The organism is Clostridia bacterium, assembly GCA_024685775.1.
GTDB lineage: Bacteria > Bacillota > Clostridia > Christensenellales > CAG-1252 > CAG-1252.
This window is the reverse complement of record JAIKVL010000026.1, coordinates 1-24,734: the sequence shown is the minus strand read 5'-3', so window position 1 is coordinate 24,734 and position 24,734 is coordinate 1. Positions and strand designations below refer to the sequence as shown.

19 protein-coding genes and 3 tRNA genes are annotated in these 24,734 nt (G+C 49.1%); 19 read left to right on the top strand and 3 right to left on the bottom strand.

Translation table 11 applies throughout. The features are described from left to right. Positions 1-3 precede the first annotated feature (3 nt). Genes lepB through K5753_04745 form a run of 3 tightly spaced genes read left to right on the top strand, consistent with a single transcriptional unit; the run spans position 4 to position 2,182 of the window. Positions 4-666 carry a signal peptidase I gene (gene lepB, locus K5753_04755; GenBank protein MCR4726511.1) on the top strand — a complete coding sequence of 221 codons (663 nt, stop codon included), beginning with the start codon at positions 4-6 and terminating at the stop codon, positions 664-666. Beyond that, positions 663-1,466: a hypothetical protein gene (locus tag K5753_04750; GenBank protein MCR4726510.1), complete on the top strand. Its 804-nt coding sequence runs from the start codon at positions 663-665 to the stop codon at positions 1,464-1,466. Before lepB ends, K5753_04750 begins: the two co-directional genes overlap by 4 nt. Further along, positions 1,463-2,182: an SDR family oxidoreductase gene (locus tag K5753_04745; protein ID MCR4726509.1), complete on the top strand. Its 720-nt coding sequence runs from the start codon at positions 1,463-1,465 to the stop codon at positions 2,180-2,182. Before K5753_04750 ends, K5753_04745 begins: the two co-directional genes overlap by 4 nt. An 18-nt stretch (positions 2,183-2,200) precedes the next feature. Here the strand turns inward: K5753_04745 and K5753_04740 are convergent, their stop codons facing one another. Then, the gene (locus tag K5753_04740; GenBank protein MCR4726508.1) at positions 2,201-2,770 is read right to left on the bottom strand and encodes a hypothetical protein; all 570 of its coding nucleotides are present in this window, start codon (positions 2,768-2,770) and stop codon (positions 2,201-2,203) included. Between the two features lie 139 nt (positions 2,771-2,909). On the opposite strand from K5753_04740, the gene K5753_04735 reads away from it, so the two are divergent. The 7 genes from K5753_04735 to K5753_04705 all read left to right on the top strand — a co-directional run bounded on the left by K5753_04735 (position 2,910) and on the right by K5753_04705 (position 13,108). Next, positions 2,910-5,288 (top strand): hypothetical protein, encoded by a 2,379-nt coding sequence (locus K5753_04735; protein ID MCR4726507.1) that lies wholly within the window; start codon positions 2,910-2,912, stop codon positions 5,286-5,288. Next, the gene (locus tag K5753_04730; GenBank protein ID MCR4726506.1) at positions 5,289-6,758 is read left to right on the top strand and encodes a hypothetical protein; all 1,470 of its coding nucleotides are present in this window, start codon (positions 5,289-5,291) and stop codon (positions 6,756-6,758) included. Between the two features lie 143 nt (positions 6,759-6,901). Beyond that, positions 6,902-8,143 carry a diguanylate cyclase gene (locus K5753_04725; protein ID MCR4726505.1) on the top strand — a complete coding sequence of 414 codons (1,242 nt, stop codon included), beginning with the start codon at positions 6,902-6,904 and terminating at the stop codon, positions 8,141-8,143. Then, complete coding sequence (locus tag K5753_04720) at positions 8,061-8,528, top strand: EAL domain-containing protein (GenBank protein ID MCR4726504.1); 468 nt, start codon at positions 8,061-8,063, stop codon at positions 8,526-8,528. Before K5753_04725 ends, K5753_04720 begins: the two co-directional genes overlap by 83 nt. Positions 8,529-8,558: 30 nt before the next feature. Then, the gene (locus K5753_04715; GenBank protein MCR4726503.1) at positions 8,559-9,245 is read left to right on the top strand and encodes a hypothetical protein; all 687 of its coding nucleotides are present in this window, start codon (positions 8,559-8,561) and stop codon (positions 9,243-9,245) included. Positions 9,246-9,599: 354 nt separating this feature from the next. Then, positions 9,600-10,850 carry an ATP-binding protein gene (locus tag K5753_04710; GenBank protein ID MCR4726502.1) on the top strand — a complete coding sequence of 417 codons (1,251 nt, stop codon included), beginning with the start codon at positions 9,600-9,602 and terminating at the stop codon, positions 10,848-10,850. A 14-nt stretch (positions 10,851-10,864) separates the two neighbouring features. Then, the gene (locus tag K5753_04705) at positions 10,865-13,108 is read left to right on the top strand and encodes a hypothetical protein (GenBank protein MCR4726501.1); all 2,244 of its coding nucleotides are present in this window, start codon (positions 10,865-10,867) and stop codon (positions 13,106-13,108) included. Between the two features lie 113 nt (positions 13,109-13,221). Here the strand turns inward: K5753_04705 and K5753_04700 are convergent. Further along, positions 13,222-13,297, bottom strand: a tRNA-Val gene (locus tag K5753_04700). A gap of 411 nt (positions 13,298-13,708) precedes the next feature. Between K5753_04700 and K5753_04695 the strand changes: the two genes are divergently transcribed. From K5753_04695 to K5753_04655, 9 genes are all read left to right on the top strand, one after another. Beyond that, positions 13,709-13,785 (top strand) — tRNA-Pro (locus K5753_04695). Positions 13,786-13,789: 4 nt separating this feature from the next. Beyond that, a tRNA-Val gene (locus K5753_04690) sits at positions 13,790-13,865 on the top strand. 72 nt (positions 13,866-13,937) lie between these two features. Further along, a complete protein-coding gene (locus tag K5753_04685) occupies positions 13,938-14,462 on the top strand; it encodes an S-ribosylhomocysteine lyase (protein MCR4726500.1) in 525 nt (174 codons plus the stop codon). Between the two features lie 272 nt (positions 14,463-14,734). After that, positions 14,735-16,330 (top strand): alpha-glucosidase, encoded by a 1,596-nt coding sequence (locus K5753_04680; GenBank protein MCR4726499.1) that lies wholly within the window; start codon positions 14,735-14,737, stop codon positions 16,328-16,330. A 14-nt stretch (positions 16,331-16,344) separates the two neighbouring features. Further along, positions 16,345-19,419, top strand: coding sequence for a hypothetical protein (locus K5753_04675; GenBank protein MCR4726498.1), 3,075 nt, complete (start codon positions 16,345-16,347; stop codon positions 19,417-19,419). A 140-nt stretch (positions 19,420-19,559) separates the two neighbouring features. Next, a complete protein-coding gene (locus K5753_04670) occupies positions 19,560-20,084 on the top strand; it encodes a hypothetical protein (protein MCR4726497.1) in 525 nt (174 codons plus the stop codon). 4 nt (positions 20,085-20,088) lie between these two features. Beyond that, positions 20,089-20,652 carry a hypothetical protein gene (locus K5753_04665; GenBank protein ID MCR4726496.1) on the top strand — a complete coding sequence of 188 codons (564 nt, stop codon included), beginning with the start codon at positions 20,089-20,091 and terminating at the stop codon, positions 20,650-20,652. Between the two features lie 105 nt (positions 20,653-20,757). Further along, positions 20,758-20,997 (top strand): hypothetical protein, encoded by a 240-nt coding sequence (locus tag K5753_04660; protein ID MCR4726495.1) that lies wholly within the window; start codon positions 20,758-20,760, stop codon positions 20,995-20,997. 87 nt (positions 20,998-21,084) lie between these two features. Continuing rightward, positions 21,085-21,648: a hypothetical protein gene (locus K5753_04655; GenBank protein MCR4726494.1), complete on the top strand. Its 564-nt coding sequence runs from the start codon at positions 21,085-21,087 to the stop codon at positions 21,646-21,648. A 215-nt stretch (positions 21,649-21,863) separates the two neighbouring features. Here K5753_04655 and K5753_04650 read toward each other — a convergent pair whose 3' ends face one another. Next, a complete protein-coding gene (locus K5753_04650; GenBank protein MCR4726493.1) occupies positions 21,864-24,242 on the bottom strand; it encodes a hypothetical protein in 2,379 nt (792 codons plus the stop codon). Between the last annotated feature and the right edge of the window lie 492 nt (positions 24,243-24,734).

Below are 24,734 nucleotides of genomic sequence, written 5' to 3'. Positions count from 1 at the left end.
GGTATGGAAGAAAGACGAGAGAATACGAAACTTCTGAAAGTGATCGTCGAGGTTATGCTGTGTTTGCTGATCGCCGTTATTCTCGTCGGTCTGATCCAGCAGTTTTTCCTCGCGCCCGTCGCCGTTATCGGCGAATCCATGATGCCGACCATTAACTCGGAGGGCGATAAGGTCTACGTCCAAAAGAAGTTTTACAAGATCGACAGGGGCGACGTCATCGTCTTTTATCGCCCGAACTCGACGGAAGTAACGAGCAAAAATCCGGCGAATTCCATTTCGATCGCGGATTTCTTCAATTCGCTCCCCTTCGTCAATAAGATCCCGAAGGTCAGCGAGGAATCCTCAAACGATTATACCTGCGTCATCAAGCGCGTGATCGGCGTCGAAGGGGATAAGATCGAGATCCGTTACGTTTCCGTTTCCCAAGCGCAGCTTTTGCGAAACGGCAGGATCGTAAACGATTTTCCGATGAATCCGACGCTGTTCGTCGCGGCGGGCGGCGTCAAAGAAGGCTCTTGGACGGTCGGCAAAGGCGAGCTTTTCGTCCTCGGCGATAACCGAAACAACAGCTACGACAGCGAAGATTACGGTCCGATCCAAGATTCTTGGCTGATGGGCAAGGTCATTCTCGCGAAGATCGGCGGGAAATATAAGACCCGCTTATGAAAAAATCTCTCGCGCTTTTCGCGGCGATCCTTTTTCTCTTTTCCGCCGCGATTTGCTTTTTTTCCTGCAAAGATAAAAAAGGCGATCTCAAAAACGAGGTTTACACCGTTTCTTTCAGCACGGCGTACCTTTCGTCTTCGGCGTTCGCGCCCGATCCCGTGAAGGTAAAGAGGGGCGACCTTCTTCAAAAGCCTTCCGCTTCTTACGACGCGAAAGCCGGCTACGAAGTCGTCTGGGCGCGGGACGGGCTCGATCCCTATGCCTACGATTTCTCGTCGCCCGTTACCGAATCTTTTACGCTGTACGCGGTGGAGATCCCGAAGAAATATTCGATCCGATATCTTTTGCAAATGGGAAGAAACGCCTCGGAGAATCCCTCTTCCTATGATAAGACGAGCGAGTTTAACTTCGCGAAAGCGATCGCGCCGTTCGGTTGGAAGTTCGTAAAATGGAGTTATTTTGACGACCCGGAAAGCACCGTCACCCGAATTGAAAAGGGGACGGAAGGCTCGATCGTTCTGCGCGCCGTCTTCGAGCCCGTCCGCTACGAGGTCCTGTATATCGGATTGGAAGACGCGGAAAATCCGAATCCCGCCTTCTACGTCTTCGGAGAGGAACTCCCTCTTCAAGACCTTTCGCGCTCCGACGCGCGTTTTCTCGGATTCTCGGTCGGAGGCGCGGCGGACGGCGAATACGTTCGCGCGTTGACGCCGAGTTTCGTCGAAGCGCATCAAAAAGAACTGTTCAAAGTAAACGGCAGTTCGATCGCGTTGTTCGCGAATTGGGAGGAAAGAGAATGAAAGCGGTCGTGACGGGAGCGTCGGGCGAGATCGGAAGCGCGATCGCCCGCGATTTTGCGAAAAGAGGGTTCGGAGTGGCTCTCGTCTGGAATAAAAACGAGGAAGCCGCAAAAGCCCTCGCTTCCGAGCTTGCGCAATACGGCGAAATGATCGTCCTCAAAAAGATCGACTTCGCGAAAAGCGGCGCGGAAACGGCGCTTTCGGAGCTTGAAAAAGAATTCGGCGCGCCCGACGTCCTCGTGAACGCGGCGGGGATCAGCCGCGCGGGGCTCGTCTTGGATCTGTCCGAAGAGGAATGGGACGAGGTCTTTCGCGTAAACGTTCGCTCGGTCTTTTTGACCTCGAAATGGGCGGCGAATTTGATGAGAGGGGGCGGCAGGATCGTAAACGTGTCTTCGATCTGGGGCTCACGCTCCGCGCCGTGTGAAGCGGCTTACGCCGCGTCCAAAGCCGCGGTGGAAAGCTTTACCAAGTCTTTCGCCGCCGAAGTCGGTTCGCTCGGGATCACCGTAAACGCCGTCGCTCCGGGGCTCATCGACACGAAGATGAATTCCCGCCTTACCGAAGAAGAAAAAAGGGATTTCGTGGATAAACTCGCGATCGCCCGCATCGGAGAACCTGCGGACGTCGCCGCCGCCGTTCGCTTCCTCGCAAGCGAAGAAGCCTCGTATATCACGGGGCAGATCCTTGAAGTATCGGGCGGGTTATTCGGTTGATAATAAATTTGTAAATCGTTATTCGATCGTGTAGGAAGATTCCGCGACTTCGCGCTTTTTCGCGCGATAGGCGATCACGCTTCCGATAATATCCAATCCGAAAATAAAAGAAAAGACCAAAGAAACGATCGTCGCCGCCGTGGCGGGCTTTTTTTGTTTAACGAAGCCTTTTATGATAAACGCGACGTTCGGAAACGAGGTCGCGATCATATAAAAGTAGGTCGTCCCGATCAAGACGGCGAGCGCGACGGGGATTGCGACCATCAAAAACGGGTTCGCGAGGATGCCGACGAACGCCAAACCGATCACGAAGTTCAAGACGTACCAAGGGATCAGCGCGAGCTTAACGCCCATCGTCGTCTTGCGCGGATCGAAATCGCCGTACAAAACGGAGAATCCCGCCAAGACGATATTCGCGACGCAAAGCGGGAAAAGAAGGATCGTCAGGACCAAAGCGGCGATGAGCAATCCTTTTTGCACGCCGTTGCTTATGTCGAATCTCAAAAAGATCAGGAGCGCGTACAGCGGCGAGTGCATAACGTACATTCCGATCGCTTGCGCGATCAACGTATATTTCGAAGCTTTCATAATCTCATTATAGCGTGTTTCTTTTTTCGGCGCAAATAGATCGCGGGACCTTTTCGAGCCGCCAACCTCGACGGAAGGTCTTGCAAATTTTGAATTTTTGATATATACTTTTCTTAATTCGAGCATTAGGGGAGTGTTTATGACCGAGAAGAATAAAACGATTCCGAAAACCGCAGAATCCGCCGAGCGGGTCGAGTTCGGACGCGCGTCGCTTGCCGGAAAAAAACGCAGTATCATTTTCATCGCGTTGGCGCTCTTGTTCGAAGCGTTGATCTTCGTCGTCCCCGTGTGTTATTCCGTCGACGATACGGGCGCCGCGTATCGCTTTAAGTTTTTGTATAACGTTTTCGCGCGGGATTCTTTCAAACCCCTCGGTTCGATCATCTTTTTGTCGTATCTGATCCCGTTGTTGCTGACCGTTCTGTACGCGATCTCGCATTTTCGCTATCTGTTTCAAAAGAACGACGAGTTCAATAAAAACACGGGGAGCGTCCTCTATCTTTGCGCTTCGATAACGTTCGCGTTTTTCTTGCTCGGGGTCTATGTTTCCCTGTTTTATAAAAAGAGCGCGGGTTCCGATCCCGTCTACACGCTTTCCTATCTTCCGTTCGCGCTTTCCGCCGCGCTTATGCTGCCGGAGGCGATCCTGAACGGCAAGTATCGCGAAGTCTTGCGCGGTTCTACCCAAAGGGGAACGAAGATTCGCGTCGTTATGCTGATCTTCGTTTTGATCTCGACCCTCCTCGCGATCGTTACGGCGCTTTCCAATATTCTCGTCGCGACCATGAAAAGCGATTCCTCGCAAGTGCTTACTTTAAACGGCTACGAGATCCTGAATCATTACAAAGATTACGGAGAGAGTTTCCAGTTGATCGCGTATTTCCTTCTCGGGATCCTCGTCTTCGTTTCGCTCGGCGCGCTTTTTTCCGTTTTGGCGTTCTTCCGCGATTCCAAGACCTTCAAATCCGTCTTTTTGGGATCCATCGTCCTCGACTTCGCGAGCGTCGGCGCGTTGACCGCTCTCGGCGTATCGTACGAGGTCGTCCAAAAATCCAACATCGAACGGCTGTCGACCCTGTTTGCGTATTACGGCGTTACGCTGGACGAAGGCTGGGATTTTCGCACCGACACGATCTTTTTCTTCATTGGCGCGATCCTTTTGATCGCCGCTCTTTTCATATTGAAACCTTATTCGAAATTGACGATCGAAGAGGAAAAAGTGAGAAAACTCGCGCTCGAAGGCGGAGCGCCGTCCGTTTCGGGGAAAGACTCTCCCGTTTCCGAAGGGGAAAAGACGGAGAGGAGAAGCGGCGCGGTCGCGCCCGCGCCTGCGGGAACCGGCGCGTCCGTCGGGACAGCCGAATCTCCTTTGCGCGTGGAAACGCAAGCCGTAAAACAGACGGCGATCGACCAATGCCCGCCCTTTACCTTCCTCGATTCCAAAAAGACGGAATTCGACGCGCTTCTCGAAAAGCGTAAGGCGGCGGCGTTCCCGTCGATTACGCTTCCCGCGCTCGTAAAGTTCGTCGTGGATTACGCGAAAAACTCCCGCCTGCGCCTTTCTTACTCTCCCGAAGATATCGCGACTTTTGTCGCGGGGCTCGGGATCAGTCGCCTTTCGATCTTGCAGGGTATGAGCGGAACGGGTAAGACGAGTCTTCCGAAGATCTTTGCCGAAGCGATCTTCGGGACCTGCGACATCATTGAAGTCGAATCGAGTTGGAAAGATAAAAACGAACTTCTCGGCTATTACAACGAGTTTTCCAAGACCTACACGCCCAAGAAGTTTACGCAGGATCTTTATAAGGCGAAGTTGAATCCCGAAGTCGTTACTTTCATCGTTTTGGACGAAATGAACCTCTCGCGTATCGAGTACTACTTCTCCGATTTTCTGTCCCTGATGGAGAATGAAGAGGATAAAAGAGAGATCAAGCTCGTCAATATCCGGATCGCGAATCGCGAGTCGGGCGAGCGCGTCTCCTATAAGATGTTGAAAGACGATATGACTTTGCCCATTCCCAAAAACGTTTGGTTCGTCGGGACCGCGAACCGCGACGAATCCACCTTCGAGATCTCGGATAAGGTTTACGATCGCGCGAACACGATGAATTTTACCCGCCGCGCGAAGAAGATCACGTCGTTCGGCGAACCGATGGCGCCGCGTTTCCTCGACGCGGGCGCATTCTCTCGGCTGTTGAAAGAGGCGACCGAGCGCAAGCAGTTCGATCTTTCGAGTTATAAACCCATCGCGAAAGCGGAGGAGATTCTCTCGGCGTATAACCTTTCTTTCGGAAATCGTATCGAGCGTCAGATCGAGAACTTCGTTAAGATCTATTCGGCGTGTTTCGAGGGGAAAGACGTCGTGGCGGAAGCGGCGGAGAAGATCTATCTCAGCAAGGTTGTCGCCAAACTCGAATTCAAGACGGTCGAGAATAAAGAAGAACTCGCGGCGGAGTTTGAGGAGATCGGGCTCAAAAAGTGCGCCGAATTCATTCGCAAGCTCAACGAGGATATCTAAATGCGAGAGGCAGACGCGCTGAACGCGTGGTACGATTCCTTCGGGTCGTTCGTTTGGAAATACGACGGAATGTTTTTTTCCGAGCTCGACTATTATTGCACCCGTAATTTGAACCTGTACGCCGTCTACGAGCAACCCGACTTCGCCGAGATCAAACTCGCCGCGGAAAAGATCGGGGCGGCGCTTCCTTCCGTCGCTCGCATTTTCTCCAAACCCATTATCCACTTGATCGAAGAAGAAGAGATCCTTCCCGTCGAATCCATTCGTTATATAAACAATAAATCCCTCGATCACGTCGCGTCCCATATCGAGTTATGGGCGGACGTAAACGAAGAGGGGATCAAACCGCGCAAACTTTTGTCGCGCACCTATAAGGACAATTATTCGATCTATGAAAACGTGGTGTTCGCGAACACCGTCGATCTCGTCCTCGGCTATCTTCGCGCCAAAGTGAGGCTTCTCGACGATATGATGTTTTCCCAAAAACTCCATAACGTCAACATTTTGGATCGAACGAATCATCTCGAATACTATATCGTTTTGGGAAAATTGCACACGGGCTATATCCGCAATTTCGGGCGATACACGGACGAGGCGGGCGAGCTCAAAGACAAACTCGTTGCGTTTTATCATAAGATCGCGGGGCGGCTGTATAAAAAGGTCTATCGCGCGAACCGCGACAAGCGCGTCGCAAAACTCTATAAGACGAATATCCTTTCGATGGATAAAGACTATCGGAAGATCTATAACCTTTATCGCTTCTTCGATGCGTGCAAAAACGACGCGATCGCAAAGCAACTCCCTTTTGACAACGCGAATTACTTTTGGTTTTGCGAGATCCTGTTGCTCTTTTCCCTTCAACATTTCGGCTTTGCGGAGGAAGAGAGGCAGACGCTTCGGTTCGACGCGTTGGATCTCTCCGTCGCCGCGAAAAACTATCGGTTGAACGTCCGAAAGGTCGGCGCGTGGGAAAACCGCGGTTTTCTTCTGACGTTCGTCAATCATCGGACGTACACGATCTTTCTTTTGCCCGTTTGCAAATACGATAAGAACCCCAAGGCGAGCGCCGATTTCGGCGCAGACGAGGTCGTATTCCTGTCGCCCGTTCCGTCCGACGGCGCGCGGCTCGTCGGGATCACAGAGCTCGATTCCTTCCGCCGCCTGTGGCAGATCCTTTTGAAAGGAATGGTTATGTCCTCGACTTCGTTCGAGGTCTGTCCGTTTTGCTTGGGTGCGATGAAAAAGGACGGGGAAAAGGAACGTTACGTCTGCGGCGCTTGTAATCAGGTCGTCGAAAAGCTCGTCTGCCCCGAAAAGCAACTGCCGTATTATCATACTTATATCGACCGCTTCATCCGCCCGAAGAACCCCAAAGAGATCGTCGAACCCGAAGCGCGCCTGAACTTCCGCAACATCAACCGCCTGACCCCTTCCGCCTACCTCTGCCCGCATTGCAAGAAGGTGCATTGAGCGTTATTCGGTTCGATTTTTTTTTCTCGCTTTACGTTTTTGATCGCCGTATTTGTCATTTTCGCTTCGAAGGTTTTCCGCATACGCAACAAAAAAACCGAAGGGTATTCCTTTTTATAGGATCTTATGATAAAATGATTACTATGAAAAAAGCGTTCGGTTTCTTTTCGCATCTCTTCGGTTTTGAAAAACTGAGTAAATACGAAAACGATTATTTACACGACGCCAATATCCGCAGCAGTCGGTATATGGGCTTTATCGTCGTTATGCTCGAACTTTGGATGCTGATCCGTCAGGCGTATTCCAAGATCGCGCCCAAGGTTCAAGCCGGCGGAAGCTTTTCCGAATTGCTCGTCAAGTACACGTCCAAATACTGGCTGTTTTTATTGATCGGACTTGCGCTGATGCTCTTTTGTATGTTTTACCAAAGGGACAAAAAGCTTTCGAAAGGGCGGTTTATCGCCCTCGTTTCGGTCGGTTCGGCGTGTATGCTGTACACCGCGGTTTTGAAGCTCGAAACCTTTACCAAGACGAGCGCGACCGTTACGCCCGTTATGGCGAATATTATGAACGCGATGCTGATCACGATCTACGTTCTTTTGTTTGCGATCGGCGCGGCGATCGTCACTTACGCGGTTTTCAAATTCGTTAAGAATCAAAATATCGTCGCTTTGGAACACGCCGCGATCATTTGCTTTACCTTAATCTGTCTTGCGTTCGGCGTCTACGTCTCATACAGCGATTTTTGGGGCGGAAAAGAGATTATTTGCTTTTTGACGATGGTCATTTACGTCGGCTGTCTGTTAATCTATCGCCCGTATATCACCGTCCTGATCCTCGGCGCGGGATTTTTGGGCTTTTATTTCATCCTGCTTACCTTCCAAGGCGGGTTGACCTTTAAGCACCAAGAGATCCTCATCGGCGGCGCGGTTCGGAAGATCATTTCCGGTAACGCCGTGAACTATCTTACGTTCTTTATTTCTCTGACGACGATTTGTTTCGCGATCTATCACGGGCGGTTAAACGAAGCGCGGAAATCCAAAGCACTCGAAAAGAATGCGAAGGAAGACGGGTTGACCGGGCTGTATAATTACGCTTACTTCACCGAACTTGCGAAAGAGGGCATCGAAGGGCTCGACGGGAATTTCGAAGAAAACGTCATGCTCTTTTTGAACGTCTATAACTTCAAAGAGTTTAACGATCAACGGGGGTTCGAGGCGGGCGACGCGTTCTTGGTCTCGATCGGGAAAGACTTTTCCGAAACCTTCCGAGGCGCTTTGTGCGCGAGGCAAGCCGACGACCATTTCGTCGTCTTCACCAAAAAGGAAGGGCGTCTCGAAAGACTTGATCCACGTCGAAGTCACGGAAAGCGCGCTGACGGATAACTTTACGAAGCTGAACGAAGCGATGAATCGGATCAAAGAATTGGGCTACGCGCTGTGGCTGGACGATTTCGGGAGCGGCTATTCCTCGCTGAACGTTCTGAAAGATTATCAATTCGACGTCATCAAGATCGATATGCGTTTCCTCTCCAACCTCGAAAACAGCGAGAAGGCGCGGATGCTCATCGATTGCATCATCAAGATGGCGAACCGCATCCATATGCTGACTTTGACGGAAGGCGTGGAGACGAAGGCGCAAGCGGAATTTTTGAATAAGGTCGGCTGTAATCGCCTGCAAGGGTACCTTTTCGGGAAGCCGATCCCCAAAGCCGCGCTGAACGAACGCGTCGAGAAAAAAGAACTGATCGTGTCTTCGAAGCGGTTATAAGTGAAAGGAATCGAAAGGAAGGAGAAGGGTATGAGTTTTTCAAATAGGAGATCTTTTTGGCGGGGGATCGGGCGGACGATCCTGATCCTCGTTTCGGCGCTCGTTTTGCTCGCTCCGAGCATGAGCGCGTTCGCCGTCTATGCGAGCGCGGAAGAAAAGGAGAGCGCGGCAGAGTCGGCGGTTTGCGCCGAAACGGACGGGGCGGCGGATCTCGAAGAACTCGGGGTCAAGGAAAAATTCGCGATCTTCCTCTGCAAATTGGTCTCGGACGCGTTGCTTTTCGATCTCGATAACGAAGATCCCGCTCGCGTCAGCGCGGCTTACTATTTCGCGGGTTACAAAGGGCAAGTCTTGTTCTTCGGCGACTGGTCGAACGGGCGCTCCGGTTCTTTCGGGCGGTTGCTCGGTTTGCACGCGCACGACAAAAATATCAAAGACCTTTTCCTCCTCGAAGAACTCTTAAAGCACGAGCACGGGCATTACGAGCAGTATCAATTGATCGGATTTTTGAAGTACGTTTTCGCGATCGCGATCCCGTCTATTATGAACATGCCCGCCGATTATTACTCCCAGCCTTGGGAAGTGACGGCGGATCTTCTCGGTGGCGTTACGATCCATCGCCACGCTCCGGGTTCGGAAGAAGCGGGCTGGCGCTATTTGAATAAGGTTATAAGTTCCGGGGTTTTGGAAGTGATCTTCGGGTTGGTGAAGGGCTGACGATAGGGCGTTTCCTTGATTCATAGGGCTTTGCTTTGAATAAAAAAATCTCGCTGACTGTCGGCGAGGTTTTTTGGTGGAGACGACGCAAACCAAATCGAATATTGAATTTTCCATTAAAAACGAGGTGTTTTTACTTGTTTTTCATAATACAAAAGATGTGCAAATAAAACAAAATGACTTAATTGGGCTTATTATGCTGTTTAAAGCGGGGCAATGGTAACGAAAATCCGGGCACTTCGCTCATTTCTATTGAGAAAAACTGCAACTTTTTACAAAAATTCTCAACGGCTATATTGACTCGGGCATAGCTCAATGGTATAATGTAAACAATCAAGACCATAAGGAGCAATCATGGAAATCAAGCGTGATTTTTATTTGAATAAGCTTATCGGGCACAAAAAGAACGGGATGGTGAAGATTGTTACCGGCGTCAGACGTTGCGGGAAGTCTTATTTGCTTTTGAAGCTTTTTAAAAAGCATTTGCTGGATAGCGGCGTCCCCGAGGATCACATTGTTTCCATCGCTCTTGAAGGGTATGGCAACAAGCATTTGCAGTCCCCGGATAAGCTGTACGAATACGTCACTTCCAAGATCGTTGACGACAAGGACTACTATATCCTTCTTGATGAGGTCCAGCTTGTTCCCGATTTTGAAAGCGTAGTAAACGGCTTTCTGCATATTGACAATGCGGATATCTACATCACCGGTAGTAATTCCAAGTTCCTATCCAGCGATATCATCACGGAGTTCAGAGGACGCGGCGACGAGATTCGAGTCTATCCTCTCAGTTTCTCGGAGTTTTATTCGGTTTACGGCGGCGAATTCGAGAAAGCGTGGGTAATGTACTGCAATTACGGCGGAATGCCTCTTTGCCTTTCGATGGAGACTCCCGAGGATAAGGCAAAGTATTTGACGAGCCTTTTTGAGACGACGTACCTCGCGGATATCATCAATCGGAATAATCTGCGCGGGAATTCGGAGATCGGCGAACTGACCGACGTGCTTGCGTCGAGCATTGGGGCGCTGACCAATCCTTTGAAGCTTTCCAACACCTTTGCCAGCGTGAAGAACGTCAAGCTTTCGGCGAATACGATCGCATCCTATATCGATTATTTGGAGGATGCCTTCTTGATTGAAAAAGTGATCCGCTACGATATCAAGGGCAAAAAATATATCAACACGCCCGCAAAGTATTATTTCGTTGACCTCGGACTTCGCAACGCCCGCCTTTCCTTCCGTCAGCAGGAATATACGCATATTATGGAGAACGTTATCTACAACGAGCTTCGCCTACGTGGTTATTCCGTGGATGTCGGGGTAGTGGAAACCGTTGAAAAAGAGAAGGGCACCTTTACGCGTAATAAGTTGGAAGTGGACTTTGTCGTCAATCTCGGCAACCGCAGGTATTACATTCAGTCGGCTTACAATATCCCTTCCGAGGAGAAGATGAAGCAGGAGCAAGCATCCTTGCTCGCCATAAACGACGCCTTCCGCAAGATCATCATCGTCAATCAACCGATTCTCAGCGGATATAACGAGCAGGGCATCTTGATGCTGTCTTTGAGGGATTTCTTGTTGGAAAAAGATAGTTTTGAAAAATAAAAAGGAGCATTAATATGGAAGAAAAGATTAAGTGGCAAGATGTCGAGGAACAAGTAAGAAAAATAGCTTCTAGAATATGGGGAAAGCCTGCATTTAGCAAGGTAATAGAAGGCGTGCAAATTGATTCTTATGTTGAAAAAAACAATGATTATTATTGCTTGGTTGAAGTCTCAAAGAATAACACGTTAGATAAAATTAGGACAGATATAAGCAAATTATCGTCGGTTGGTTTCGCTTTATTCAGTAAAAATATTTATACCGAAAAGTATATAGTAATGACCGAAACTCCTACGAATAGTATGAGAACAACTGGCGATGCCGCTAAGGTCACAGTTATGTCCCTTTCAGAATTTGAAAATATGTGGTTCAATTATGATTTGTATGTTTTTCACCGTCTTAAGCAACCTTTTGGGAGTCTTGTTGAGATAGAAACTGGTTCCATAGAAAATAATGTTTATATCCCAGTAAATTATACGAATACCAAAACCGGAGAGAGTTATACCATTGAAAATATTGTAAAAAAGCTGTTGCAAGGAAGTAGAATAATTTTAAAAGGTGGTTTTGGAACAGGAAAAAGTAGATGTGTAAAAGAACTATTTGAAAGAATAAGCAAATTACATTTCGAGAAGCCTTTATATACTGTCGCAATCAATTTGCGAGAACACTGGGGCGCAAAAAACCATAAAGAATTATTGCGTAGACATTTGGATGATTTATCTATCACATCGGAGGGATTGAAAGAAGTCTTCTACGATAAAGATATGGTTTTTCTTTTGGATGGGTTTGACGAAATAGGATCGCAATCATGGAGTGTAGATCCGGAAAAAATGAGTTCACTTAGAGCAAATGCAGTTCGTGCAGTTAAAGATTTAATTATGAACACCCAAGGCGGTTGCTTGATAACTGGGAGAGAACATTATTTTAATTCGGATGAAGAAATGCTTTCGAGTTTTGGATTAAATTCAAAGAATACCATCATCCTTAGTTGCGCTGAAGAATTCAGTGAACAACAAATAAAAGATTATCTTGAAAAAACGGCAAACAAGCAGGTGTCATATATTCCGCAATGGTTGCCAAAACGCCCTTTAATTATGAGCATTGCAGTACACAATTTGGGGGAGTTATTTGACGTTAAAGGAGCAATTGTTAATGAATGCGACTTTTGGGATAATTTTTTAACTTTGTTGGCAAAGCGTGAATCAAGAATTAATCCGGCATTAAATGAAGATACGATAAAGGATATTATGATTAGAGTTGGACGTATTGGCCGAAAGAAGGATAAAGATTTCGGGCCTATTTCGCTTAGCGAACTTAATCAAGCATTTGAGGATATAACAGGAGAGCGTCCCAATGAAGAATCAGCAATTATGCTACATCGTCTACCGGGACTGGGACGGGTAGATTCAAATAGCAATGAGCGCATGTTTGTTGACTCATATATAATGAATGGATTAAGAGCCGAAGATGTCATAAGATCTGTACAAAAAATGGATAAAACAGTTTATGATGAAAAGTGGAATTGTTCTCTCAATAAAGAAGGAATAAATATCTTATCGGATTATATTTTTTTTGATGAAAGTCGTGAAAAAGAATTCTTGAATGCAGCTCTTTTATCGTCGCGCCGAGTTAATATGTTTTTCGCATTAGATATAATTATGGCGCTGGCTAAAGGAGCAACATATCAATCAATAGATTTCAGGAATATTATTTTAAAAAATGTATATATTCCGTTTCTTGACTTTTCAAATAAACAAATAGCAAATTTAGATATTAGGGGTTCAATAATAGAATTCTTAGACCTAACGAATTGTGATTTTGCAACTGTATGTATAGAAGATACTACTATTGGAAGAATAAAGGGTATTTCAACGAAAAAAAGCTTGCCTGGTGGAATAAATAATAATTGTAGTGTAGATGAGTTCGAGCCAGTCAGTACCGTTAATCGCATAAAAAATGCAAATTTAACGAGATCGCAAACAATTTTGGTGACTATAATAAAAAAGATTTTTTCAACGGTTACAAAAGGAAATGGAAGAAAAGAAGAGGCATTGCTACGTGGATTGGGCGATAAAGGCGATAGCAAAATCTGTGAAAAGATTATTAATAAAATGATAACAGATGAAATCATTACAAAACATAAGGGTGATGAGGGATGGATTTATTCTCCAAATTTAAAAGTGACATCACGTATGGTTGATATTTTGTCAGATCTTACAAACAGCAAAGACTCTTTGTGGGAGTTTGTATCCAATCTGTAAGTAGGGCAGTTGACAAATCCCGCTTACTCGAAACCCATTAAGGATGGGAAACGGATGGATTTTCCGAAAAAAAAGAAGGCAGTCTTAACGAAATATTTGTATTAGACTGCCTGTGGTGGAACCAATAGGGCTCGAACCTATGACCCCATGCTTGTAAGGCATGTGCTCTACCAGCTGAGCTATGATTCCGTTTCAAATCTCCCGTATTGTAGCATACGCATTCCCTGTTGTCAAGAAAAAACAAGGCGGTAGGCGCGTTTTCCCGCGCGAGCGCGAAAAGGCGGAGCCTTCGCCGCGCAAAGCGCGCTTTTGAAGAAATCCTATAAAAAAGTCTAAAACAGTTGAAATCTTTTTTGAATCGTGATACAATTCTTATGTTCGCGTGGGGAATACCGCTCGAACCCAAACAACTGAATACATAGCATTATCTGGGTGTGGCGCAGTTTGGTATGCATAATCGTAGTGCAAAATCAAGGTGTCTGCTCGGATAAGGATCGGATCTCGCTCTCAGGAGACTTACGGCATGGCCTTCGGCATATGCGCGCAGCGCGCTCCCAAACGCAAGCGGCAGTTCGGTTCTTAAAAGTTTAATACGTTTATCTGGGTGTGGCGCAGTTTGGTAGCGCGCTTGAATGGGGTTCAAGAGGCCGGAAGTTCGAATCTTCTCACTCAGACCAAATCGGGCAATTGACTCAGTTGGTAGAGTGCCTCCGTCACATGGAGGAAGCCAGGGGTTCGAGTCCCTTATTGCCCACCAACTCGAAAATGTCGGAAATATCCGACATTTTTATTTAATTTGTCAAGGGCTTAAATCGGGAAGGAGAACGATATGGAATTGATACAAAGCTTTTCTGTGGATCATATGCGCATTGTCCCCGGGATTTTCGAAAGCAGGGTCGATCGGCTGGGGGAATACTCCGTAACGACCTATGACGTTCGGCTGAAACGCCCGAATCGGGAGCCCGTGATCGACGTCGCGGCGATGCATTCGCTCGAACATATTATCGCGACCTACCTTCGCAACGATCCCGTTTGGAAAGACGAGGTCGTCTACTGGGGGCCGATGGGGTGCCTTACGGGCTTTTATCTGATTCTGAAAGGAAATCGCGCGCCGCGGGAGCTGTACGCGCTGATTTTGGATGCGTTTCGCTCGGTGGAGCGCGCGGAAGAAGTGCCCGGCGCGGCTCCCGTTAATTGCGGGTGTTACCGTATGCATAACCTCGAAATGGCGAAATGGTACGCCGAAGAATTCGCGCGCTATTTGGAAGCGAACGCCGAAAACGACGCGATCTTTTCCTATCCCAAGGCGGAACGCCTTTTGACGGACGACGGTCGGCATTTTTACGATTCCTGATCTTCGCTCGGGCGAAAGCGTCGCGGCGCGGGAAAACCCCCGAAACGGGGAAAGAACGAAAAGTGAAAGAAGCGGTGAGAACGTTCGCCGCTTCTCTTTGTAATGAATGGATTTTTCCGAAAAAACATCAAGAGAATGAGACGAAACGCGGCGGGTGAACCGATGCGAAAACCTTGACTTTCTTTTTCCCCGACGATACAATAAACGGTGCGGAGCGAAAAGGAGTTTTCCTAATAGGAAAAACTCTCCGATGAAAGGAAGGAGTCGCTTTTATGAAGAAAGAATTCGCCGATTGCTACGATTTGGTCGTCTATCAGATCTACCCGCGGAGTTTTTGCGACACGAACGGGGATGGGATCGGCGATCTGAACGGAGTCATTTCCAAGCTTGATTATTTGTCGGATCTCGGCGTGAACGCGATCTGGCTTTGCCCGATCTTCAAAAGCCCTCAATGCGACAACGGATACGATATTTCCGACTATAAGGACGTCGATCCGATGTACGGGACGATGGCGGATTTCGATCGCCTGCTCGCCGCCGCGCACGCGAAGGGAATCAAAGTCATTATGGACTTCGTCGCGAATCACACTTCGAGCGAGCACGAGTGGTTTCGGCAAGCCCGCTCTTCCAAGGATAACCCCTATCACGATTATTACTACTGGGCGGATCGCCCCCTGACCGATTGGCGGGCGGAATTCGGCGGCAGCGCGTGGGAATATAACGCGCAGACGAACGAGTATTATTTGCATTCCTTCGCGGTCGGGCAGCCGGACGTAAACTGGACGAATCCGAAAGTCCGCGAAGAGTATAAAGCGATCGTCGATTTTTGGGTCGGAAAGGGCGTGGACGGTTTCCGCTGCGACGTCCTCGATCATATTTCCAAGGACTTCGAGAAAGGCTTGCGCCGAAACGGACCGCATTTGCACGAATACATTCGCGAAGTCTTCGGGCGGGATCATCTCGCGAATCTTTACACGGTCGGAGAAGCCGAGACGACGGAAGAGAGCATCGTCGCGACCTGCGGGCAGGATCGCAAGGAGCTCAAAAGCGTCTTCCAATTCTCCCATTTGAACGTTGGCAGGCAAGGCCGCTACACGCCCGTTCCGCATCGGATGGACGAAGTCAAAGAGATCTTGATGGGGTGGGAACGCTTCACCGAGAAGCACGACCTTTTATACATCCTTCTGACCGATAATCACGACAGACCTTGGTTCAATTCCCGCGTCGGAAACGACGGCGCGCTGCGCTACGAGAGCGCGACCACGGTCGCGACGATGGTCTGTCTCTTAAAAGGGATCCCATTTATCTACGAGGGTCAGGAGATCGGCTCGGCGAACTCGCATTATTCCGATCTTTCTTTCTTTAACGATGTCGAATGTTTGGGCTACTATAAGGAGCAGCAGGGGAAGATCCCCGAGGATAAACTCCTCGAAGAGATCAACTTCGGCAGCCGCGACAACACCCGCCGCCCCTTCGCTTGGGACGGGACTCCGAATCACGGCTTTACGACCGCTTCCGCGCCGTGGCTTCCCTACGCCACGCGGAGCGGCGAGATTAATCTCGCATCCGACCTTGCGAGCGAAAAATCGATTTGGCGCTATTATCGCGATCTCCTCGCGCTTCGCCGCGAAAAGAACGCGCTTCGCCGCGGCGATTGCCGTCAGCTATTCCCCGAAAGAGAGAATCAATTCGTTTTTGTGCGCGAGGACGAAAAGGAAAAGATCCTCGTCGTTTGCAATTTCGAGAACGCGCAAACGATCGAAGGTCTTCCCGAAGGGAAATTGCTTCTTTCGAACGCGAACCGCAAGGGCGGCGCGAACGGGGAATACGCGGCGTTTGAGTGCGCGGTCTACGAACTCACGAAATAAACGGGAGGAAACCTATGTTATACGAGAAAAACAAATCCGAACGGATAAGCGAAGAACTGTTCCGCGATCCGACCGCCGAATACCGCGGCGCGCCTTTTTGGTCTTGGAACGACGAACTGGATGAAAAAGAATGCGTCAGGCAGGCGGGGATCTTCCGCGAGATGGGCTTCGGCGGCTATCATATGCACCCGCGCGCGGGGCTCGCTACGCCCTATCTCGGCGAAAAATTCAATGCGTGCGTAAGGGCTTGCGTTGAAGACGCGAAGCGGACGAAGACGCTTGCGTGGCTGTATGACGAAGACCGTTATCCATCGGGCTTCGGCGGCGGCGAAGTCACGAAAGACGGCAGATTCAGAAGAAGAGGGCTCGTCTTTACGCCGAAAAAGAAAGCCGAGACGGCGACCTTTTCGGGCGGTAGGCAGACCGGCGGCGCGAAACTTCTCGCGACCTACGCCGTTCGCCTCTTTTGCGGAAAATGTTCGGGCTATACGCGCTTAAAAGAGGGCGAAAAAGCCGCGGGCAGACGCTTCTACGCCTATCTCGTCGTGGACGAGCCGTCCGACCAGTTTAACCAAGCGGGTTACGTCGACGCCCTCTGCAAAGAGGCGCTCGATCGCTTCGCGGACTATACCTACGGGACGTACCAAAAAACCGTCGGCGAAGAATTCGGAAAGACCGTTCCCGCGATCTTTACGGACGAACCGCAGACCAAGTTTATTTCCCCCTTCAAGTGTTCGCTTTTCCCCGGGCAGGCGATCCTTCCTTGGACGGACGATTTCGCGGAGACCTACGAAAAGACCTTCGGCGAGGACATTCTGGACCTTTTGCCCGAACTTTTCTTCGATCTTCCTTCCGAGACGCTGTTCCGCACGCGTTTCCGTTATCATACCCACCGCACCGAGCGTTTCGCGGAAGCCTTCTCGGATAATCTCGGCAAGAGAGCGGAAGCGCTCGGATTGCGCCTTACGGGGCATTTAATGGAAGAACCCACGCTCGACACCCAAAGCAAGGCGGTCGGCGAGACGATGCGCCATTATAAGCATTTCGGGATCCCCGGCATCGACCTGCTTTGCGGCAGACACGAATTCACCACCGCGAAGCAAACGGAATCCGTCGTCCGCCAAGAGGGGAAAGAGGGGATGCTTTGCGAACTCTACGGCGTTTCGCGTTGGGTCGCGGAATTCGGGAAATTCAAGGAAGAGGGCGATTGGCTCGCCTGCCTCGGCGTCACCGTCCGCGTGCCGCACCTTTCCTATTACAGCATGCGCGGCGAAGCGAAGCGCGACTATCCGCCTTCTCTTTTCTACCAGTCTCCGTGGTATTTGAAATGGAAGGGGCTGGAAGATCACTTCGCGAGGCTGAACGTCGCTTTGACGCGCGGCAAGGCGATCAACGAAGTCGCCGTGATCCATCCGATCGAAAGCTATTATCTGCATATCGCGGCGAAAAATATGTCGCGCAAGTGGCGGAAAGAAGCGGATCGGGATTTTCTGCGTCTGACCGACATCCTGCTTTACGGCGGGTGCGATTTCGACTTTATTTCCGAGGCGCTTCTCCCTTCGCAAAGAGGGGAAGATCCCCTTGCGGTCGGAGAGTGCGAATATAAGACCATTCTCGTCCCCGATCTTCTGACGATGCGCCGCTCGACGCTCGATTTTCTGAAAGCGTTCCGCAAGGCGGGCGGCAAAGTCGTCTTCCTCGGCGCGCCTCCCGCGATGATCGACGGAGAGACTTCCTTCGACGCGGTCGAATTCGAAAAAGAATGCGAGAGCGTGCCGTTTGAAAAGGAAGCCGTCCTTTCCGCAGTCAAAGAGAACGTTTCCGTTTCCGTCTCGTCCGAGAAGAGACCGAACGAATATCTTTCCACGCTCCGCGAGGATAAGAGCGGCAGGTGGCTTTTCCTGACCGCGCCGCGCGCGGGCTTCCCCCATCCCCGTTCCGTCCCCTTGACGAACGATCCGAACGTCGTAAAAGACAGCGTTACGATTGAAATCAAGGGAAATTGGAAGGTTACCGAATTCGACACGATAACGGGTGAGATCAAACCGCTTGCGGCTGAGATCCGTGGCGGCGCGACCTACGTCCGAAAGACTTTATACAATAACGACAGCTTGCTCCTTCGCTTGGAAGAGGGCGGCGAAAGCGGAAAGGAAGAGGTGGCGGCGGAAGAAAAGATTTCCCGCGAGATCGTCCTTTCGGGCGAATACGATTACGCGCTCGGCGAGCCGAACGTCCTGCTTCTCGATAAGGCGAAATGGTCGGCGGGCGGCGCGAAGGTTCACGCAAGGCGCGATCTCGATCTTTTGACGAACGCCGCGAGAAAGTCGCTCGGTCTCGGAGCTTATCGCTCCGATCTCCAACCTTGGCTCCGCGCTCCCGAAACGGAGAAAGGGCGCGTTTCCCTTCTCTTCGAGGTCGAGAGCGAAATCTCCGTCTCCGCGAAATTCGCCTGCGAGTATGAGGATTATTCCCTTTCCGTTAATGGGGAAGCCGTGACCGCAGCGCCCGACGGGTACTACGTCGATCAGGCGATTCGAACGATCCCGATCGAACTCAAAGCGGGGCGCAACCTCGTCGAGCTTTCGATCCCGATGGGAAACTACGATTGTTGCGAGAACTGCTATCTCCTCGGCGCATTCGGCGTCGATCTCAAAGGAACGAAAGGAAAAATCGTTCCGCTTCCGAAGAAGCTCGCCTTCCGCGACGTTACGAAGCAGTTCCTTCCGTTTTACAGCGGCAAGATCACTTATTTTGCCTCGTTCGTGGCGCAGGGCGAAAAAGCCGTCCTTTCCGCGCGCTACGCTTCGGCGCTTTTGACCGCGAATCTGAACGGCGAGGAAAAAGATATCTTCTTCGCGCCGTACGAAGCCTCTTTCAAGTCGAAAGAAGGGGAAAACTCCCTTGCGCTGACGGCGTACGTTTCGCGCGAGAACGCGTTCGGCGCGGTCCATATTCGCCGCAAGTATAAGCGGTCGGACAGCCCGAGCTGGTTCCATCGCAGGTCGCTCCCTTGGCGCGTCCGCGGCTATGTCCTCGATAAAGGCGGCGTCCTCGAAGACCCCGTGATCCGCTTGATCGAAAAGAAATAAACGAGTGAAAAGAAAAGGGCGGGAAATGAAGTCCCCGCCCTTTTTCTTTGTAAAACCCATATTGACGAAATTGTAAATATTTTGATAATATAGAGTAACCGCAAAACGCGCGGGCATAAAATCGAACGAAAGGAGGGCGTATGAAAAAAAACATATTCATTTTAATAGTATCATTTTGTATTGTATTTTCTATGTCGCTTTTTTCTTGTAAAGAATCGATTGAAGAATCAAATCCGTTTCATGCCGAGGTTTTATACGAAGGATATGAAGTGCGTGAGGAATTTTTAATGAAAAACATCACGCGTAACAGTTGCTTTATAAAACTTGAAGGGCAAGAAGAGTACTTGAATACGCACGGCGAAGAATTTTCAACCGAATACTTGTATATTTTAGAAGACGAAGAGGAAGAAACTAATATCTTTTCAAGTTTTAATATCTCCATTGATTATAAAAATGAGACGCTTCTTGTCTATATTTTTACTTCTTATGTCCCGCGCCCTTATTATGTTAAAAGGAGTTATATGGATTTAGGCGTATTATATATTAGGATAATGCACGAATCGATGGATCCTTTCGCCCCGGGATTAAGCGCACCGTTACAAAAGTGTTTGGTTATAAAAGTCGATAAAACTGAAAAGGATGATGTTATCATATTACGCGGGTAGAAAAATGAAAAAGATATGGATATATAAGTTTGTTATTAGTGTACGCCAGTTTGCCAAAAGAGAAAGTACGTTGTTTAGAAAAGCTTTTTATATTGGAATTGCTTTAATTATCTTTGGATTATGCTTTTTTTATTCCTGTGGTGATTTTAAAAGAAAAGATGGATCGGTTGTTTTATATGACAATTACGGTGATTTTGTTAAGGATGAAATAAAAAACTCTTATCATACAACAGGGTGCGAATCCGATGTCGATGGACTTCCGGCGGAATACACTTGGACGATTTCAACAAAATCGGATTTTGAAGAGTTGATGCTAAATGATTGCACATTAACATGCGATTTTGAGCATAAATACTATGTTCTTTACACATGTACTACCGTGTATGGAAATGACAGCTATTATGTTACGAGTGTAAACAAAGCGAATGATGAATTATACATAAACGTTTATCGTCGCGGAACTGTAAAAGGTGAACCAAGAGGAACTGCAACGAGCCCGAATCAAAGATGGTTCTTGTTTGAAATCGATAAACCCATTGCAAAAGAATTAAAAATAACTATAGGATAGCTTAATGGAAGGAAGTTATTACTATGAGAAAAACACTACTATTAATTTCGGTCATAATGTTTTGTGCGGGTTTCTTTTTTTATTGTATCTAACGAAACTGATAGAATGGCGGAAGCAGAAGTTGGATTAGGAATAGAAAAGAATTCAGAAGCCACTTTTGGAAATAAAAAAATTCAAAAAATTGAAATTCTATACAGCCTTAATGATTCTCCTGATCATTTGTACGTTGATTTTGAAGATTACGGATACGCCGTCTTTTTCGCAAGCACAATGGAAATGCTCGAATACTCGCCACAGGGAAATTTGCCGTTCTGCGCCTCGGACGAACGGGCTTTTTCTCTGTAAAACCCATATTGACGACATTGTAAATATTTTGATAATATAGAGTAACCACGGAGCGCGCAGGCATAAAATCGAACGAAAGGAGGGAGTATGAGGAAAAAGATTATTTGCATTTTATTACTTTTGATCCTTTGTTTTACGATTTTTGCGTCATGCAATCATCCGAATAAAGAGAACGGCGATAAAGAGGAGTATGATATTACCCGATACAATGCGAAACGTATTATTCATATTTATAGAGAAGACCTTTCGGGAAGAACCGGCACTTCCGGTTTAAAGTCGTCTTTTATGGAGGAGAATTCAACGAAAAGCCTTGGGTTAATTGATGGAAAACACACAAATGATTATGATAAAACTTCACCCGAAACCCGATGCTATATTATAAAAGAAACGGAACAGCTAGAAGAAATATTCGAAACGTTACCCGAAATCGATCCCGAAACGCAAATGATCGCAATCGCCTTTTTCCGAACGACAAGTAAGCGAAACGATCGATTTGAAGGGTTTGAACAAGATGGCGACGTTTTGAAAATGCGAATTAAAAAAGAATTCAAAAATAAATCCGTTACCGCTCCGAGATATGCGCAAAATGTTTTTGGTTATGTTTTGGACAAATTGGACGTCACGACTTTGGAAGTCGTTTTTATAAATTGAGGTTGGAAAATGAACAAAAAGTTTAACGGTTTCTTCCGCAAAAAGTTACGGCTCCGATGAAAAAGTTCTCATATGCTTAAAAAAGAGTACCCTTGATCGCCTCGCCGAATTGATCGGGCGTTACGCCGCGTTCTTTTGATGCTGGCAATCGAAATAAAAACGAAAAGGGCGGGAATTTGAAGTTCCCGCCCTTTTTTCGTCTCTTATGGTTCGATTCAGACTTGCGGATCGACGAACTTGACGTCGAGGAAGGTGACGGTAGCCGCGCCGTCGGCTTGGATCGCGATATCGATATTGCGGACGGCTTGGGTGTCGAGGATGCCGTCCGACGGGCTGTCCAGGCAGGTCAGGTCGGAGAGGGGGAAGGTAAAGGTTTTCTCGCCCGTAAAGTCGTCCGTAAAGGAGTACGCCCAGATCTCGTAGGAATTTTCGCGGATGCGGAAGCGGACGGTCGCGCCGGAATTCGTCCCGACGACGCGGATCTTCATCGCGCTTTCCTCATAGCCGATCGCGCCCCATTTATCGAGTTTCAAAATGCCGTAGCCCGCGCTGCCGCCTGCTTTGCTGACGCGGAAACCCTTTCCGTTTCCGACCGAAACGATCTCGTAGGTCATTTCGTCGCCGCCCGATTGCGCGTAATTCGCGCCGCTCTTATAGTCCAAAAGATCGATCCCGCGGTTATAGCGGTCGGTGCGGAAGGGGCTCAAAAGGAAGCCGTCTTTATTATAGACGTTCAGGAAGGGGCTCTTCGAGAACCCGTATTTGATATAGACGGGCGCCGCCACGCTTTCGGACGTAACGACGAGTTTGCCGCCCTCGATCGACGCGGTCGCGCCGTAATATTTCCCGTCCACGCCCGCGAGTTCGAACCCGACGATCGCGCCTTTCGCGTTCAGCCCTTCGCCGTTCTTGACCGAGACGATAGCTCGGTTCCCTTGGACGACGTGGGAAAGATAGGTCGGGCTTTGGGGGAGATAGGGCTTTCCGTAGACGGTCGAAAGGATGGATTTCGTGAGCCGTTCGCAGATATAGCGTTTTTCGCGCGGGTGAATATAGGTCGGGTCGCCGCCGTCGCAGGTCGCGATCAGGTAGGCGTCCTCGTCCTCTTCGCAGGAAAGGTATTGCGATTCGCGGACGAACGAGAAGTCGTAATTATTGCCGCTGTCGCCGTCGAAGACGGGGAGTTGGACGATATAAAAAGGCATATCCTCGTTTCGGAACAGGGCGCGCCAGTTCTGTTTGAGTTTTCCGAGCAGGGCTTTGTAGTCCGAGCCTTTCGCCGAGTTATTGCAGCCCTGATACCAAATCACGCCGCTGAGATTGCCGTTTCTGAGGGGATGGATCATCGCGTTGTAATGCAGGTTTTTATTGGCGATCGGTCCGTCGTAGTACTCCTTACCCATCCAACTTACGATATTCGTGTCGCCCTGCGAAGCGGACATCACGCCGATCGGAACGCCTGCTTCGGCAAGTTCCGTCCCGAGCATCGAGCCGACCATAAAGGCGATCGCGGAGTACCAAGTGTAACCGGGGTTGAGCTTATTGATCTTAAACCATTTTCCGTCCTTGACCGTGTCGATGGGTTCCTCCGCGCGCGAGGTGCTCATCGAGTAAAAACGGACGTCGTTACGGACGGCGTTATCCACGTCCGCTTCGGTGTAGTCCGAGTCTTTCAAGCACCATTGAACGTTGGACTGTCCGCTGACCAAATAGACGTCGCCGACGAGGACGTCTTCGAGGACGATCTTTTTCTCTTTCAGAATTCGGAAAGAGAGGTCGGTCGGGGTCGCGTTCGCTTCCATAGCGGGGAACGCAAACGAGAATTCGCCCGCGTCGCTTGCGGTTTGCAGATACTGCGTTCCGTAAAAATCGGCGATGACGAGCGCTTTCGCGGGCGCTTTGCCTTTGATCTCGATCGGCTTTCCGCGCTGGATGACCATATGCGACTTAAAGGGCTCCGAGACGGAGAACTCCGCGGAGCGGTAGTCGGGCTTGCCTTCTCCCGCGATCGTCTCGAAGGGGCAGGTAAAGGTGGCGTTCGTCGTCTTTCCCGAGACGATGAACGTGTATTTCTTTCCGTATGCCAAGTTGATCGGAAGCTGATAGAAGTTCTCCGAGACGTCGTCCCGCAGGACGGTGTTGCCGGCTTCGTCGCGGATGAGGACGCCGAAAGCTTTGTCGTTCGCTTGGTTTTTCCAAGCAAATTCGGGGTTCAGGACGGTTTTCCCGCCGATCTTTCCGTTAATCTGCATATAAATCTCCCATTTCGCATAAAGCGTAACTTTCCCGTTTTCCGATTTTTCCCGTAAAAGATCGGGAGAATAGGCGGCTTGACAGGCGCGGTCGAAATACCAACCGTCGAAATACCAACCGTCTTGATTCTCGCTCTCCGCGAGGAAGACCTCTCGCGACGGCGAGGGAAGCGAGAGCTCGTCCGCTTTCGAAAGATCGACTGACCGTTCCGCGAGAGTTTCGCTCGTCCCCGTTTGGAAGGCGATGGTCAAGGTCTCTTTTTTCGGCGGTTTGCATCCGACCGAGAGGAAAAGACAGGCGGCGGCGATCAGCAGGATCCAAAAGATAAAACGCTTTTTCATAGTTACCTCGTGTGTTCGTTTTCGCGCGGGACGCGTTCCGATCGGATCCTTCCGCGCGATCACTTATACTATACAATGTTTCGCGCGCGAATTCAAGACGGCTTCGCAGAAATGCGCCGCGGATCGAGGAGAAATTCAGCTTTGCGGCGGGAGACGCCCTCTTACGAAAAGCAAAGAGCGTTGACGCGAAAAATGATATAAGGTATTTACAAGCGTTGCATTGTGTGATATAGTATTGCTATTGTTTAGGCGATAAGCTTTATAGTAAAAACAATAGAGTTTGGCAGTCGGCGAACACATATTTTTGTCAAGTGTATGGTTGCAGTAAAGGTTCTTTTGAGCGAGGAGAAATGATATGAAAGATAGAGTTGATATAGCAAGCATTGTGATTTATTGCGATGCGTTGGAATGCGAAAAGGAATGGAGAAAAACGGCAAGTCAAAATGATTTGGCGCTTTTGGATCAAACGATAAGACAACTTCAAGCAATGGG